Here is a 15463-nt window from a genome sequence, read left to right on the forward strand (position 1 = left end):
CGTGCCGGTGGCTAACCGTCTGCGCCGACGCTTCGGCGGTACCGAGCTGGCCAACCGGCCCGACCACGCACTGGTCGGCGTCGTCCGCATCCCCGAACTCCAGCAGAGCCCGAGCCGGGCGATCGGTCGGCGCGTCTTCTGGGCGACCCTGGCCCTGCTGTTCACCTCGGTCGTGGTCTGGCTGGATCGCGCCGGCTATCGCGATGCCCAGGACAACGAGTTGTCGTACCTGGACGCGCTCTACTACTCCGCGGTGACCCTTTCCACGACCGGCTACGGCGACATCACACCGATCACCCCGTTCGCCCGTTTCATCAACCTCGTCATCATCACGCCGTTGCGCGTGCTGTTCCTGATCGTGCTGATCGGTACCACCCTCGAGGTGCTCACCGAACGGTCGCGCCAGGCGCTCAAGATCCAGCGTTGGAGGAATACCGTGCGCAATCACACCGTGGTCATCGGCTACGGCACCAAGGGCCGCACCGCGGTGGACGCCATGCGGGGGGACGGCATCAAGCCCTCCGAGATCGTCGTCGTCGACGCGGACGCCACCGTGCTCGAGGCGGCCGCCTCCGACGGGCTGGTCACCGTGCGCGGCGACGCCACCAAGTCGGATGTGCTCCGCCTCGCCGGTGTCGCGCACGCCGCCAGCATCGTCGTCGCCACCAGCCGCGACGACACCGCGGTCCTCGCCACGCTCACCGCCCGCGAACTCAATCCGCGGGCGAAGATCGTCGCGTCGATCCGGGAGTCGGAGAACACCCACCTGATGCGCCAGTCCGGCGCCAACTCGGTGGTGGTGTCGTCGGAGACCGCCGGCCGCCTCCTCGGGATCGCGACGATGACCCCGTCGGTGGTCGAGGTGATCGAGGACCTCCTCACCCCGGACGCCGGCTATGCCATCGCCGAACGCGAGGTCGACCCGACCGAGACCGGCGGATCGCCCGCCCACACCCGCGACATCGTCCTGGGTGTTGTGCGGAACGGTGTGCTGCACCGCGTCGACGACAGCGAGGTCGAACAGATCGAAGTCGGTGACCGGCTGCTGTACGTCCGCACCAACCCCAACGACGACTGATCGTTCCGTCATCGAGAAAGGCCGTGTCACCGTGCATTTCGACATGCCCCAGCCGCCGCTGCTGTCGCGGGCGGTGTTCGACCGGGCGGACGCGATCCGCGACGACGCCGAGCGGATGGCCGCCGGCTGGCCGACGGCCAAGGTGCTGTTGATCGACGCGGCCGGCCGCTACCCGGTCACCGATTCCGGTGCGCTGCACTGGGTTGCGGCTCCGACCGTGGCCAAGGCGCCGCCGGGGGATGCGGTGATCCTCGGCTTCTACGGGTCGGGCGGCGCCGGTGGAGCCGACCTGTGGACGCGCCGGGTGGACCACATCGACGGGCCGACCGATGACGCCCGGCGCGGTGCGACGCGACTGTCCGCCGACGAGGCGGGGCTCCTCGCGACCGCCCTGGGAATCCTGAACTGGCATGCGACCGCGAGTCATTCACCGGTCGACGGTTCCGTCACCCGGCCGGCCCGCGGTGGGTGGGTCCGGCGCAGTGTGGATTCCGGTCGCGACGAGTTCCCGCGGACCGACCCGGCGATCATCACCGTCGTCCACGACGGTGCCGATCGCATCCTGCTCGGCCGCCAGTCGGTGTGGCCGCAGGGTTGGTATTCGACGCTGGCCGGCTTCGTCGAGCCGGGGGAGTCGCTCGAACAGTGCGTCCTGCGCGAGGTGTACGAAGAGGTCGGGATCGTGGTGCGGGAACCGCGCTACCTCGGCAGTCAGCCGTGGCCGTTCCCGCGGTCGCTGATGCTGGGATTCGCCGCACTCGGCGACCCGGCCGACGAGTTGGCGTTCCTCGACGGCGAGATCGGCGATGCGCAGTGGTTCCATCGCGACGAGGTCCGGGCGGCGCTGGCCCGGGGCGACGGCTGGTCCCGCGCCGAGGCGCCGGGTTCCGACGACGCCGACCGTCTGCGCCTCCCCGGATCGATCTCCATCGCTCGTTCGATGATCGAGGCCTGGGCGGCCGGATAGACCGGCCGCCGTCTCGCTGGACTCATCGCCGGCCGACCGGACTCAGACGCCCAGCTTCGCCTTCACGTCGGCGATCGACGGGTTGGTGGCGGTGGTGCCGTCGGCGTAGAGGACTGTCGGGACGACATGGTTGCCGCCGTTCACGCTGCCCACGAACTCGGCGGCGTCCGGGTTCAGCTCGATGTCGATCTCCTGCCAGCTGATACCGCTGCTCTTGAGGCCGCGCTTGAGGCGCGCGCAGAAGCCGCACCACGACGTGGTGTACATGGTCAGCTCACCGGAGTCGGAGGTGCGGGCGCCGGCCTCGTCGTCGATCACGTTGCTCATGGGTCCCATAACACCATGTCCGGGCCTGCTGTTCCCGTCCGCGTTGTTCGCCTGCCGGCGGCGTCGGTGGTTGGTGACATAGTGGACGCCGTGCCTCACCCGACTTCTGCCGCGAAACCCGAGTCCCCGCGTCGTGCCGCGGTGTCGGCGAGTGGCGGCGCGGTCGAGGGACTCGACCCCGAGCAGAGCGCCGCAGTCCTGGCGCCGCGCGGACCGGTGTGCGTGCTGGCCGGGGCGGGCACGGGCAAGACCCGGACCATCACCAGGCGCATCGCCCACCTCGTCGACACCGGCCAGGTCAATCCCGGCCAGGTCCTGGCGGTCACCTTCACCGCCCGCGCCGCCGGCGAGATGCGCACCCGCCTGCGCAGTCTCGGTGTCGGCGGTACGGGGGGCAGCGTCGCGGCCCAGACCTTCCACGCGGCCGCCATGCGTCAGCTGCGGTACTTCTGGCCGCGTGCCTTCGGTGACGCCCGGTGGGAGCTCCTGGACAACAAGTTCCCGCTCATCTCGCGGGCGGCTCGCCGCTCCGGCCTCGACACCTCGACCGACACGCTGCGAGACCTGTCGTCGGAGATCGAGTGGGCCAAGGCCTCGCTGATCTCACCGGAGAACTACGTCGAGGCGGTCGGCCGGCTCGGCCGCGAGTCCCCGGCACCGCCGCCGAAGGTCGCGGCCGTGTACGGGCACTACGAGGACGCCAAGGTCTCGCCCGACGGGGACCGGTTGCTCGATTTCGACGACATGCTCATCTACATGACCCAGATCCTCACCGTCGAACCGGGCGCCGCGGACGAATTCCGTTCGCGGTACCGGTGTTTCGTCGTCGACGAGTACCAGGACGTGACGCCGGTGCAGCAGGGTCTGCTGGACGCCTGGCTCGGGGAACGCGACGACCTGACGGTCGTCGGTGACGCCAACCAGACGATCTACACGTTCACCGGTGCCTCGCCGAACCATCTCTTGGATTTCAGTCGCCGGTTCCCGGAGGCCACGGTCGTCCGTCTCGAGCGCGACTACCGGTCCACCCCGCAGGTCGTCGATCTGGCGAACCGCGTCATCGGCGCCGCCCGGGGGCGCATCGCGGGAACCCGCCTGCAGCTCATCGGACAGCGCCCGCCCGGGCCGGCGCCGCAGTTCGCCGAGTACGACGACGAGCCCGCCGCCGCGACGGCGATCGCCATCGAGATCAAACACCTCATCAGATCGGGGGTCGCGCCCGCCGAGATCGCGATCCTGTACCGCGTCAACGCACAGTCCGAGAACTACGAGCAGGCCCTGACCGAGGTGGGCATCCCGTACCAGGTGCGCGGCGGCGAGGCGTTCTTCGCGCGCACCGAGGTCCGGCAGGCCATGCGGCAGCTCGCGACGGTCGCTGGCCGCGAGGTCAGACCCGACGTGGAGCTCCTCGACGTCGTACGCGCGGTGCTGGGCGAGCTGGGTCTCAGCGAGGAGCAGCCGTCCGGTGCGCAGGCGCGTAGCCGGTGGGAATCACTGAAAGCGCTGGTTCAGCTGACCGAGGACATGGTCGCCGAGAACCCGGAACTGACGCTGCCGCAGCTGTCGGCAGAACTCGCCGCCCGCGCCGAGGCGCGCCATCCCCCGACGGTGCAGGGCGTGACGCTGTCGTCGCTGCATGCGGCCAAGGGACTCGAGTGGGATGCGGTGTTCCTCGTCGGACTCACCGACGGGTCGCTGCCCATCAGCCAGGCGATCAAGGGGTCCTGGGAAGAGGTCGAGGAAGAGCGGCGACTTTTCTATGTCGGAGTGACGCGTGCCCGCGAGCACCTGCACCTGTCGTGGGCCCTGGCCCGCAACGAGGGCGGCCGTGCCCGGCGTCGCTCGCGGTTCCTCGCCGACCTCGTGCCCGACGACTCACCCGCGTCGCCGATCGCGAAGGAGCGCGCGCCCCGCCGCGGACCGACCTGCCGGGTCTGCGGTTCCCGGTTGATGGATTCGACCGCGACGCTGCTCGGTCGCTGCGCCGGGTGCCCGTCGGATCTGGACGAAGGACTGCTGGTCTCGCTCAAGGAGTGGCGTCGCGAGCGGGCCCAGGAGAAAAAGGTGCCGGCCTTCGTCGTCTTCTCCGACAAGACGCTCACCGCGATCGCCGAGCAACGACCGACCGATACCGCTGCGCTGGTGGCGATCTCGGGAATCGGGGCGAAGAAGGTCGACGAGTACGGCGCCGACATCATCGAACTCGTCAAAACCGCAGGTCAAAAATAGGTTGTGCGGGTTTCGGCCCAGCGTCTACTCTGAGTCCCGTCAGTACGGGGATGGGTTGCGTGCGTCCGTCACACCGGCCCGCCACAGTCACCGACGACCGACACGAACGCGGAAAGCCACGAGACCAGAAGGGAGTGGATCAGTGAACGGAATCACCGTGAGCCAGGCCGGCATCTGCCAGTCTGCGGCGAACCTGAGAGCAGCCGACACGTATGCGCCGAAATTGCATGCGCTGAAGCCGAATCAGCCCGCCATCGCGAGTACCGGTCGCACCCGCTCCTGGATGCCGGTCGCCCGAGCGTGCACGAGCTTTGCACGCCCGGTCGCCGTTCCGCCGGCGGCTCTGCACCCGGCAGCCGAAGCGCGCGTCGCGCGAATCGCACCGCCCGCAGCAGCAGTAGCACCCGCGCCGCGTCGGTTCCCCGTTCTGTTCCGAAGTTCCCGGAGTTAGATCTCCGAGACATTCCGGGCCACGGGCGAATCGCAGAGGCGACACCCGTGGCCCTCTTTTTCTGTCACCGAATCTCCACCCCGATCCAGGGGTCTCGGACACAGAGCCACATCGAGGACTCGGGTTCAACACCCCAAACGAGCAGATGTGGAGAAACCAATGACTGTCGAATGCGTCCTCGAGTCCTGTATGTCGGCGGACCGCGCAGCGACCGCCCGGCTCGACCTGCCCTGCCAGGTCGCCGACGCAGATCTGTGGTTCGCCGAAGACCCCCGTGACCTCGAGCGTGCCAAGGCCATGTGCGCCGAATGCCCGTTGCGGGCCCAGTGCCTGCAGGCCGCACTCGATCGATCCGAGCCCTGGGGGGTCTGGGGAGGCGAGATCTTCGAGCGCGGAGCCGTCATCGCGCGCAAGCGTCCCCGCGGTCGCCCGCGTAAGAACGTTGCATGACAACAAAACCGACGCCGCGAGCAGAAATGCTCGCGGCGTCGGTGTCGTGTCTGCGGGGTGGGGTCAGTCGCCCAGGCCGGGGACCCACTCCTCCATGATGGCCCGGTACGGGGCATGCGCCTCGAGCTGCGAGGCGATGCCGACGCAGCCCCCGAGCACGCGGAAGACCATCACGAAACGCTTGGGCACGTTCAGGTTTCGTGACGTCTTGTACACCTCGCCGCGAACATCGGTGGCCTTGCCCGCGGCCCGCTGCATCCACTTCCGGGTGAAGTGGAACGACTCGCTGTAGAGCGGATCGACGTAGGGACGCAGGTAGGCCTCGAGGTCGGCACTCGTCACCTTGTTCGCGTGGGACGGGCGGATGAACTCGGCGGAGATCATGAGTTCTTTGAGTTCGTCGTACTTCTTGTCCCGCGCCAGACGGAGAATCGGTCCGGTCTCGGGCGGGAGGCCTTCCGGATAGTGGCCGACCGCACCGAAGTCGAGTACGCCGAACCGCCCGTCGGTGGCCCGGAAGAAGTTGCCCGGATGCGGATCGCCGTGGAGGAGTCCGACCCGGTACGGCGAGCTGACCTCGAATTCGGCCATTTTCGCGGCGGCGTCGTCGCGGGTCTGCTGGTCCCCGGTGGTGATGATCTTCGACAGCGGGACGCCGTCGACCCACTCCGAGACGACGACCTTGGGTGCACTCGCGACGACCTTGGGGATGAGGAAGTCGGGATGGCCGTCGTAGGCCTTGGCGAAGGCGCGCTGATTGTCGGCCTCGCCGAGGTAATCGAGCTCGGCCTCGGTCCGGTCGATGAGTTCGTCCATCATCGCCTTGACGTCGGTGCCGGGGGACAGGCGCTGCAGGAGTCCGGACATGCGGGACAGGGTCTTCAGATCGGCCTTCAGTGCGTGGTCGGCCCCGGGGTACTGGACCTTGACCGCGACCTCACGGCCGTCCGACCAAATTCCTTTGTGTACTTGTCCGATCGACGCCGATGCCGCGGGCTCGTCGGAGAATTCCCGGAAACGCTCGCGCCACCGGGTGCCGAGCTGCTGGTCGAGCACCTTGTGGACCTTCGCGGCCGGCATGGGCGGGGCGTCGGCCTGCAACTTGGTGAGCGCTTCGCGGAACGGCTCGCCGAACTCGTCGGGGATCGCGGCTTCCATGATCGAGAGCGCCTGCCCGACCTTCATGGCGCCGCCCTTGAGTTCGCCGAGAACGGCGAACAGTTGTTCGGCGGACTTCTCCAGGAGCTCCTGGTTGACCTCGTCCTTGTCCCTTCCGACCATGCGCTTGCCGAAACCGGCAGCAGCCCGCCCGGCCATACCGATCGGAAGAGAGGCCAGTTTCGCGTTGCGGCGACCCTGTCCTTTGGTGATGTCGGTCATAGCATCCTTTCCGCGTCACACAATAGACGACCTGGCTTGCTGATCCGGTGCGGGACGACAATCGCAGGCCGGGTGCGGCGACCATTGTCTGATGTCCAGCCGCGTCGGGTCATCTCGGAACTCCAACACATGGTCGAGCAGCTGCGGATCGGGTCGCGGCTCCACATGCGGCCGGTCGCGTACGGCCTCCACCAATTGCTCGATCTGCGAGTGGGCCATCGCGGCGGTCATCGCCACCACGGCCGGGCTCGCCTGACCCGATGTCCGGATCAGCTGGACGGCCAGGGCCGGCCAGTCCGGGTCCGCGTCGGACCGGTGACGGTCCGCGCACATGAGGCAACTCGACAATCCGGGGAGCACCAGCGGGCCGACGATGCCCACCCCGTCGCGGACCCGGACCAGCAGGTGGGGGATCCGGGCGCGGGTCAGAGCGAACACCACCCGCGGATCGTGGACGACGAAGTCGGTCAGGATCACCAGGTCGGTGTCGACGGCATCGAGCGTCCCGTCGGGTAGCCGCCGCATCGTCCGTCGAGCTGACAAACCCATGCTGCGCAACGAGTTCGACAGCTGTTCGCTGAGCGGCCCCTGGCCATGGATCAGGATGTGGAACTCCGCGGCCGTGGGCGGGCGGTCGACAACCGCTCGGCCGGCCGACACCAGACTGCTCAGGACCAGATCGAGGTCGTCGTCGTGGAGGCCGGCCCGTCGGGCGCGGCGAGCGAAGGTGTCCGCCGTGCACGGATCCTCCAACGATCGAAGCAGCCCGGCGACGGAATACGCCGACACCGAGGCGTCGAAGTCGAGGAGCAGGCTGTCGGCCGGATCGATGCCCACGCGGACCGAGTTGCCCGGCTGGACGATGACGGGCGTCCCCGGGAGCAGCCGCGGGACCGCGGGCGGAACAGCGCAGGGGGACACCGAGATGGCGCTGGAACTCGTCCGGGCTGGCGACATGCGGCAACTCTGCCAGCCGAACGCCGTCGCGGGCGCTCGGCGAGCAGGTTATCCACAGCATGGCGTGTTCCACCGGTGGTGTGGATTCCTACGATCCGCCTCGTGCCGATTCGCCGCCGTCATCGTTACGGGACTCGTCGGTGGCGTCGCGCGCCTTCTCCTCGGCGATGGTCTTCTCGAGCTGGGCGATCGGGTCGTCGAGGTCGTCGCCGCCCAGGAGCCGGTCGATGAAACCCGCAGGGTTGTCGAGGTCGTCGGCATCCGGCAGCAGATCAGGGTGTGCCCACACGCCGTCCCTGGTCGCGACGTCGGTGGCCTCCAGCGCGCGGCGCCACAGCTCCGACGCCTCGCGGACCTTGCGGGGCCGAAGCTCGAGACCGACGAGGGTTGCGAATGTCTGCTCGGCCGGCCCGCCCGACGCGCGCCGACGCCGCATGGTCTCGGTGAGTGCCCCGGTACTCGGGATCCGGTCGCCGAGCGCTCGGGTCACGACCTGCTCCACCCAGCCCTCGATCAGGGCGAGGAGGGTCTCGAGACGGCCGAGGGCCGCTTTCTGCTCAGGTGTCGTGGTCGGCTCGAACGACGTCGACGAACTGATGATCTCCTCGAGTTTCGAAGGGTCGGAGAGCAATTGGGTCGGGTCGATCCCGGCGGTGGCGTCGGTGATGCCGCTGAAATCGATACTGATGCCGCGGGCGTATTCCTCGACGGTGGTCAGCAACCGCTGACGCAGCCAGCCGACGTGGGTGAACAGGCGCACATGGGCGGCCTCGCGCGCGGCGAGGAAGACGATGATCTCCTGCGCCGGCTGCTCCAGACCCTCGGCGAACTTGGCGATCGCCTCGGGGAGCAGGACGGCGATCCCCTCGGGCGCCAGCGGCAGCCCGACGTCGGTCGACGTCAGCACCTCCTTGGCGAGCTGACCGAGCCCCTGGCCGAGCTGGGTGCCGAACGCCATGCCGCTCATCTGGGTCAGCATCCCGATCATCGGGCCGGCGAACTGGGCCGCCTCGGCGGGGAGGTTGTCCTGCCAGGTTCGGGCCAGCTGCTCGGCGACCGGGTCGCACAAACCCTTCCACGTGTCCATCGACTCCTCGAGCCATTGGACCGGTGTCCACGCCACCGTCTGGGTGACGCCGCTGGGGAAATTCGTCGCGTCGTCGAGCCAGACGTCGGCGAGCCGGACCGCGTCGGCCGAGGCCGAGATCTCCTTCTCGAGGATCGGGGTGAACGAACCGATCTGCTGGCGGGCGAGATTGGTCGCGACCGAGTAGTTCACCGGACCGTTTCCGCCACCCGCCATGCCCGCGCCCATACCGCTGAACATGTTGCCCAGTTGCGAGAACATCTGGCCGATCATGTTGGGATCGAACTTCGAGGGGTCGAAGTCGCCGCCGGGACCGCCGCCGAACCCCTGCCCGCCCCCGAATCCGAACGGGTTGGCCCCGCCGAACGGGTTGCCACCGGGATTGTCGCCCGGCTTGTTCTTGTCACCGCTGTTCTTGTCGCGGTCGTCATCGCCGTCACCGGACGACGAGAAGCCGAAGGGCAGATCACTCATGGGTTCCACCGTACCGCCCGGTGAGGCCCGCAAACGGCGACGACTGTTCGCCCTGCGCGTAGCCGGCTCATGGTCGCCGGCGCAGCCGACTCGTGGTCGCTGCGGGGCACTATCGTGTGCGGAATGAGTTCGAGCCCCCGATTCCGGAGAATCGCCGCGGCCGCGGTCTCCACCGTGGTCCTGCTGGCGTTGCTGGTGCTCGGCACGCAGGTGCAGGTGCCCTACGCCGCGCTCGGGCCCGGACCCACCCTCAACACCCTCGGCACGACGAAGGTGGAGGACGACGGGGCAGTGGTGGAGCGCAAGGTCGTGCAGATCGACGGTGCGCCGACCGATCCGACGACCGGCCACCTCAACCTCACCACCGTCTCGGTGCGGGACGGGATCTCGCTGTTCGACGCCCTGGGCATGTGGGTGTCGGGCACCTACTCGCTGACGCCGCGCGACCAGGTCTATCCGCCCGACCGCACCACCGAGCAGGTTCAGGAGGAGAACGCGCAGCAGATGACGGGGTCCGAGGAGAACGCGACGGTCGCCGCGCTCCGTTACCTCGATCGTCCCACCGCTTTGCGCATCGCGAGCGTCGCACCCGACGGGCCCGCGGTCGACGTGCTGCGCGCCGGCGACGAGGTCGTGGCGGCCGGCGGCGTGCCGGTGGAAACGGGTGAGCATCTGCGGAAGGTCGTCGGCGACAATCCGCCGGGGACCGTCCTGCCCATCGAGATCGTCCGCGCCGGTGCCCGGCAGACCGTGTCGGTGACCCTCGGCACGCATCCGGCCGACTCCGAGGCCGGATACCTGGGCGTCGTTCCGGAGGTGGTCGATGCCGATCCGCGCCTCGAGGTCACCTACAACGTGGGGGACATCGGGGGACCGTCGGCGGGGATGATGCTGGCACTCGCGGTCATCGACCAGCTGAGTCCCGGCGAGCTAACCTCCGGCAAGTTCATCGCGGGCACCGGCACGATCACCGACGAGGGGGTTGTCGGTCCCATCGGTGGGATCACGCACAAGACCCGGGCCGCCCGCGACGCCGGCGCGACCGTCTTCCTGGTCCCCGCCCGCAACTGTGCCGAGGCGGTCTCGGAGCGACCGGACGGATTGGAGCTGGTGAAGGTCGACACTCTCGAGGGCGCTGTCGACGCGCTGAACGCGGTCGGCGCGGGCCGTCCGGCGCCGAGCTGCTGAGGCTTGCCAGGACTGCCGCGTCAGCCCCGGTCGGACGACTCCGGTAGATCGGGAGCGAAGGTGTCGCGCAGCGCGGCCCGCAGTTCGAGTGCCAGTTGCGGGTGGGTCAGCAGTTCGGGTTCCCCGTCGGGTTCGGGTCGAAGACGCATCAGCGCGAGATCGGCGCCGGTGCGCAGCACCCCGACCACCAGCCGCGCAACCTCCTCGCCCGGATGGTGATCGCCGGTGTCGGTGACCTCGAAGCGGGGCGTCCGGTCGTCGTCGTCTTCGGGATCGGCGATGACGATCTCCATACTCACCGCCGCCCCGGCGACCTCCTCTGGCCAGACCGCCGAGGCGAGGAACTCGTCGAGGTCGTCGACATCTTCCTCCACCGGGGTGAACACCGAACCGTCGTCGGCGATCACCTCGGGAAGCTGTGCGTGGAGGAGGGCGGTCGGCGCCAGCGCGAACACGGACGGTGACTGACCCCAGCCACGGGAGTCGAGGTGTTCCATGATCTCGTTCAACGCGCTGCCGAGATCGTCGGTGGAGAAGGCGCGTGGGGTCGTCGGGAGGTCGGGCACGTGCTCATCCTGCCCCGGATCGCGGTGCGACCGCGAGTCTGCGACGCCGCCAGGGAACCGCTGACGTGTGGCGATCGTTGAGCGGGCGCCCCGAGTGAGTTGGTCACCCGGGTGGTGCCAGTACAGTGGGCACCACGCCCAGCAGGCACGTGTGCGCGGGTGGTGTCCGGATTGAGAGCTTTGGAGAGTGGGTCTGGTGGGCGTCCGAGGGCCGGCGGGAATGCCGACACTGTCACGCAGGAGCAAGATCATCATCGGGCTCGGCGTGGCCGTCCTGGTGCTGTTGCTCGTCGGGCCACGCCTGATCGGTCTCGCGACCGACTGGCTCTGGTTCTCCGACGTCGGGTATTCGAGCGTCTTCACCAAGGTGATCTGGACGCGCGTGATCCTCTTCCTGATCACGACGATCGTCGTCGGACTCATCATCTTCGGGGCGGTCTCCCTGGCGTACCGCAGTCGCCCGGTGTTCGTACCGACCGCGGGTCCGAACGATCCGCTCGCCCGGTACCGCACGGCCATCATGGGCAAGGTCCGCTGGTTCGCCATCGTCCCGGCGGTGATCATCGGCGCCCTGGCCGGCCTGGTCGCGCAAGGGTCCTGGGCGACCGTCCAGATGTTCCTGCATGGTCAGTCGTTCGGTCGGACAGACCCTCAGTTCAATCTCGACATCGGGTTCTACGCCTTCGACCTGCCGTTCTTCCGCTTCGTGCTCAACCTGCTGTTCGTCGTGGTCGTGGTGGCGTTCCTGGCGAACCTGGTCACGCACTACCTGTTCGGAGGTATCCGCCTGGGGCAAGGCGGTGGTTCGGTCACGACCGCGGCACGCATCCAGCTCGCGGTGCTGGCGGGCACCTTCCTACTGCTGAAAGCGGCCGCCTATTGGCTCGACCGGTACACCCTGCTGTCCAGTCAGCGGAAGGCCGAGATCTTCCCGGGGGCGAGTTACACCGACATCAACGCGGTGCTGCCGTCGAAGCTCATCCTGATGGCGATCGCGATCATCTGTGCGGTGGCGTTCTTCGCCGGTATCGTGCTCCGCGACCTGCGGGTGCCGGCACTGGCCACCGTCTTGATGTTGTTCTCCGCGTTGCTCATCGGGGTCGGCTGGCCGCTGACGATGGAGCAGTTCTCGGTCAAGCCGAATGCCGCGCAGAAGGAAGCCGAGTACATAGAACGCGCGATCACCTCGACCCGCGAGGCGTACGGGATCGGGCCGGACAAGGTCATCACCCAGCCGGGCTGGACCGCCGGACCGGCAAACCCGGCGCTGGTGAACAGCGATGAACCGACGCTGTCGAACGTCCGGATCCTGGACCCGAATGTGGTGTCCCCGACGTTCATCCAGCAGCAGCAGCGGCAGAACTTCTACGGATTCCCGACGCAGCTGGCGGTCGACCGCTATCGCATCGACGGCGAGCTCCGTGACTTCGTGGTGTCGGTGCGCGAGCTCGATCCGAGTCGCTATCTCGAGAACCAGCAGAACTGGCTGAACAAGCACCTGGTGTACACCCACGGAGACGGGTTCGTCGCCGCCCCGGCCAACCGGGTGAAGGAGTCGACGGACGTCAACAACGTCGACGGTGGCGGCGATCCGTTCTACTACGTCAGCGACACCTCGAACTACCAGACCGAGGAGTACAAGCGGGACGCCCCGATCAAGGTGTCACAGCCGCGGATCTACTTCGGCGAACTGCTCGCGAAGATCGACCCGGACTACGCGATCGTCGGTTCCGACGACGGGCAGGCTCGGGAACACGACATCGGGGACGACAAGTACACCTACCAGGGGCCGGCGGGAGTCTCGCTCGGCAACTGGTTCTCCCGAGTCCTCTATGCCGGCAAGTACGCCGAGCGGAACTTCCTGCTGTCGGGCGAGATCAACTCGGCATCGAAGATCATCTACAACCGCGATCCCCGGGACCGCGTCAAACAGGTCGCACCGTGGCTGACGGTCGATTCGAAGACGTACCCCGCGGTGATGGAGGACGGCTCGATCAAGTGGATCGTCGACGGTTACACCACCCTAGACGACTACCCGTACTCGCAGCCCACGTCGTTGCAGAGCGCGACCGCCGACGCCCAGGACCTCAACCCGGGGCAGACCGGTCGGACGCAGATCAACAAGACCGTGTCCTACGTGCGCAACTCGGTGAAGGCGACCGTCGATGCCTACACCGGCGAGGTCGAGCTGTATCAGTTCGACACCGATGACCCGGTGCTGAAGACGTGGATGGAGGTCTTTCCCGACACGGTCAAGTCCCGCGCAGACTTCGACGCGCAGACCTCCCTGCGGGATCACGTCCGCTACCCCGAGGACATCTTCAAGATCCAGCGGTCGCTGCTGACCCGCTACCACGTCGATTCGCCTCAGACGTTCTTCCAGGCGAGCGACTTCTGGTCGGTGCCCTCCGATCCGACGGACCCGGACGCCGAGCAGCGCGGCCTGGACCAGCCCCCGTACTACTTCGTGGCCTCGGACCCGGAGAGCGGTGAGCCGACGTTCCAGCTGACCTCGGTGCTGACGCGACTCAACCGACCGATCCTGGGCGCCTATGTGACCGTGTCGTCGAATCCCGAGAACTACGGTCAGATGACGGTCAAGCAGTTGCCCAGCAACTCCCAACGGTCCGGTCCGCAGCAGGCGTTCAACCCGATGCGCACCGACCGAACGGTGGCGGAATCACTGAAGTCGCTCGAGAACACGGCGACGGTGACCTTCGGTAATCTCCTCACGCTTCCGGTGGGCGACAACGGCATCCTGTACGTCGTCCCGTTGTACGCACAGGCCCAGGGCGAAGAGGCCTTTCCCCGTCTGTTCCGTGTGATCACGAGGTTCGAATCGGCAGACCGGGTATCCGGGATCGGTTATGCACCCACGACCCGCGAGGCTCTGCGGCAGGTCGGCATCACGCCCGCTGCCGGAGTGGTCCCCGGAGATCAGCAGGCACCGCCCGCGCCGGACCAGGCCGGAACGCCGGCACCGGCCACGCCGACGCCGAATCAACCTCCGCAGCAAGGTGATTCGCCCGAGCGGGACGACGCGGCAAACGCCATCAGTGACGCGATCACGGCGCTACGCCAGGCTCAGCAGAGTGGCGACTTCGCAGCATACGGCGAGGCGCTCGACCAGCTGAGTCAGGCGGTTGCCCGCTACGAGTCGCTGGCGGCTCCCAACTAGTCGAACGACGACCCAGGCCGGGCGCTATCTGCGAGTCATACCGCTATCCGCGGTATTTCCGCAGGTAGCGCTCGGTTTCGTTGGGGGTGTTGTCGGGGAGCACCGGGCTGTGGTGGTGCCGATGGCCCAGCGAGAAGAAGATCGACACCGCCGTGGTGAAAGCCGCGACCATCAGCAGGCCGCAGATGATCGCCGGGCCGACATTGCCGACCGCCATGTGGACCAGCCAGAGCGCGGCCATGGCGAATCCGGTCAGTGCCAAGACGAACCCGACGAAACTCATCGGATGGTTCCCGTGGCTCTCGTGGTGGAAGCGGTGGGTGTTCATGGTTCCTCCTCGGCGGGGCGTCTCGTGAGCCGAGTGTACGCCTGATGTGACTGGCATCACATTGCACCGCGGCGACGGACGGGCCGTTCGGGTCGTCACGTCACCTGGGGTTATCGAGGTGCGAGTGACCGCCGTCACTGGTGTTTCCCCAGGTCGGGTGGGGTTGGAGTACCGATTTGCATCGCTGACAAACCGGTGTGTAACGTTGTGTTCACCAACGCGGGGTGGAGCAGCTCGGTAGCTCGCTGGGCTCATAACCCAGAGGTCGCAGGTTCAAATCCTGTCCCCGCTACCAACACCAAGAACCCCCGCCCGGGACGCCCGGGCGGGGGTTCTTGCTATGTGCGGTCCTGTCGTAGGCGGGACAAGCCCGACGCTTCCGGAACCCAACCGGGCAGGCCCGGATGCGGCCGCATCGGCGGGCGGATCATCCGCTCTGGTCGGTCCCCGTGGCACCGTCGCGGCCGGCTTGCCGACCGAACAGTCTGCGAAATCTGCACTCCCAGGTCGTCGCATCGAGCGTTGTACCCACTCTGACCAGGCGATTTGACGACGGGTACGGCGGTGCGTAACTTATGTCGAGTCAGCGAGCCACGGCGCCGCCCCGGAAGGGCCTGGAAGGGTCTGAGGTGGGGAGTGGAGACCGGGTTTCTTGGCTGGCCGCCCCTGAGTGTTTTGGCTTGAGTCGTTGTGGCTCGGGTAGAGTGTTTGGGGTTGCTGGGTCTTTCAGTGGTTCGGAATTCTTCGGGGTTGCGGGCTGCGGGTGGGGTCTGGTAGGCTGGAAGAGTTGCCCCGGAGACGGG

At 67.8% G+C, this 15463-nt stretch carries 12 protein-coding genes and 1 tRNA gene; 7 read left to right on the forward strand and 6 right to left on the reverse strand.

Annotated features, from left to right (window positions below):
* The first annotated feature begins 7 nt into the window (after positions 1 to 7).
* Together B1818_RS16760 and nudC are read left to right on the forward strand one after the other, a co-directional pair.
* Entirely contained in the window at positions 8 to 1078 is a 1071-nt protein-coding gene (locus B1818_RS16760) for a TrkA family potassium uptake protein (protein WP_058252009.1), read from the forward strand.
* A gap of 31 nt (positions 1079 to 1109) precedes the next feature.
* On the forward strand, positions 1110 to 2045 hold the full coding sequence (gene nudC / locus B1818_RS16765) for an NAD(+) diphosphatase (protein ID WP_078113373.1): 936 nt from the start codon (positions 1110 to 1112) through the stop codon (positions 2043 to 2045).
* A gap of 42 nt (positions 2046 to 2087) precedes the next feature.
* Here nudC and B1818_RS16770 read toward each other — a convergent pair whose 3' ends face one another.
* Positions 2088 to 2372, reverse strand: a complete 285-nt coding sequence (locus tag B1818_RS16770; protein ID WP_058251890.1) for a mycoredoxin — start codon at positions 2370 to 2372, stop codon at positions 2088 to 2090.
* 81 nt (positions 2373 to 2453) lie between these two features.
* On the opposite strand from B1818_RS16770, the gene B1818_RS16775 reads away from it, so the two are divergent.
* Together B1818_RS16775 and B1818_RS16785 are read left to right on the forward strand one after the other, a co-directional pair.
* Complete coding sequence (locus B1818_RS16775) at positions 2454 to 4601, forward strand: ATP-dependent helicase (protein WP_078113374.1); 2148 nt, start codon at positions 2454 to 2456, stop codon at positions 4599 to 4601.
* Positions 4602 to 5211: 610 nt separating this feature from the next.
* The gene (locus B1818_RS16785) at positions 5212 to 5502 is read left to right on the forward strand and encodes a WhiB family transcriptional regulator (RefSeq protein ID WP_058251888.1); all 291 of its coding nucleotides are present in this window, start codon (positions 5212 to 5214) and stop codon (positions 5500 to 5502) included.
* Between the two features lie 63 nt (positions 5503 to 5565).
* On the opposite strand, the gene B1818_RS16790 is transcribed toward B1818_RS16785, so the two are convergent.
* From B1818_RS16790 to B1818_RS16800, 3 genes are all read right to left on the reverse strand, one after another.
* Positions 5566 to 6882 (reverse strand): AarF/ABC1/UbiB kinase family protein, encoded by a 1317-nt coding sequence (locus B1818_RS16790; RefSeq protein ID WP_058251887.1) that lies wholly within the window; start codon positions 6880 to 6882, stop codon positions 5566 to 5568.
* Between the two features lie 15 nt (positions 6883 to 6897).
* Positions 6898 to 7839 carry a hypothetical protein gene (locus B1818_RS16795; RefSeq protein WP_139363038.1) on the reverse strand — a complete coding sequence of 314 codons (942 nt, stop codon included), beginning with the start codon at positions 7837 to 7839 and terminating at the stop codon, positions 6898 to 6900.
* Between the two features lie 88 nt (positions 7840 to 7927).
* A complete protein-coding gene (locus B1818_RS16800; RefSeq protein WP_058251886.1) occupies positions 7928 to 9400 on the reverse strand; it encodes a zinc-dependent metalloprotease in 1473 nt (490 codons plus the stop codon).
* A 123-nt stretch (positions 9401 to 9523) separates the two neighbouring features.
* Here B1818_RS16800 and B1818_RS16805 point away from each other — a divergent pair, with 123 nt between their 5' ends.
* A complete protein-coding gene (locus B1818_RS16805) occupies positions 9524 to 10588 on the forward strand; it encodes a PDZ domain-containing protein (protein WP_176455941.1) in 1065 nt (354 codons plus the stop codon).
* A gap of 20 nt (positions 10589 to 10608) precedes the next feature.
* Here B1818_RS16805 and B1818_RS16810 read toward each other — a convergent pair whose 3' ends face one another.
* Positions 10609 to 11154 (reverse strand): PPA1309 family protein, encoded by a 546-nt coding sequence (locus B1818_RS16810; RefSeq protein WP_065631883.1) that lies wholly within the window; start codon positions 11152 to 11154, stop codon positions 10609 to 10611.
* A 187-nt stretch (positions 11155 to 11341) separates the two neighbouring features.
* Here B1818_RS16810 and B1818_RS16815 point away from each other — a divergent pair, with 187 nt between their 5' ends.
* Positions 11342 to 14332 (forward strand): UPF0182 family protein, encoded by a 2991-nt coding sequence (locus B1818_RS16815; RefSeq protein ID WP_078113376.1) that lies wholly within the window; start codon positions 11342 to 11344, stop codon positions 14330 to 14332.
* A 43-nt stretch (positions 14333 to 14375) separates the two neighbouring features.
* Here B1818_RS16815 and B1818_RS16820 read toward each other — a convergent pair whose 3' ends face one another.
* A complete protein-coding gene (locus B1818_RS16820) occupies positions 14376 to 14660 on the reverse strand; it encodes a hypothetical protein (RefSeq protein ID WP_058251883.1) in 285 nt (94 codons plus the stop codon).
* Between the two features lie 218 nt (positions 14661 to 14878).
* Here B1818_RS16820 and B1818_RS16825 point away from each other — a divergent pair.
* A tRNA-Met gene (locus B1818_RS16825) sits at positions 14879 to 14955 on the forward strand.
* Positions 14956 to 15463: the final 508 nt, after the last annotated feature.

It is taken from the genome of Gordonia sp. IITR100 (assembly GCF_002009645.1).
Classification (GTDB): domain Bacteria; phylum Actinomycetota; class Actinomycetes; order Mycobacteriales; family Mycobacteriaceae; genus Gordonia; species Gordonia hongkongensis.

Excerpts from the sequence above, each read along its gene's own strand:
- B1818_RS16770 (WP_058251890.1), bottom strand. The coding sequence starts at position 2,372 with ATGAGCAACGTGATCGACGACGAGGCCGGCGCCCGCACCTCCGACTCC.
- B1818_RS16785 (WP_058251888.1), top strand. The coding sequence starts at position 5,212 with ATGACTGTCGAATGCGTCCTCGAGTCCTGTATGTCGGCGGACCGCGCA.
- B1818_RS16790 (WP_058251887.1), bottom strand. The coding sequence starts at position 6,882 with ATGACCGACATCACCAAAGGACAGGGTCGCCGCAACGCGAAACTGGCC.
- B1818_RS16795 (WP_139363038.1), bottom strand. The coding sequence starts at position 7,839 with ATGTCGCCAGCCCGGACGAGTTCCAGCGCCATCTCGGTGTCCCCCTGC.
- B1818_RS16800 (WP_058251886.1), bottom strand. The coding sequence starts at position 9,400 with ATGAGTGATCTGCCCTTCGGCTTCTCGTCGTCCGGTGACGGCGATGAC.
- B1818_RS16805 (WP_176455941.1), top strand. The coding sequence starts at position 9,524 with ATGAGTTCGAGCCCCCGATTCCGGAGAATCGCCGCGGCCGCGGTCTCC.
- B1818_RS16820 (WP_058251883.1), bottom strand. The coding sequence starts at position 14,660 with ATGAACACCCACCGCTTCCACCACGAGAGCCACGGGAACCATCCGATG.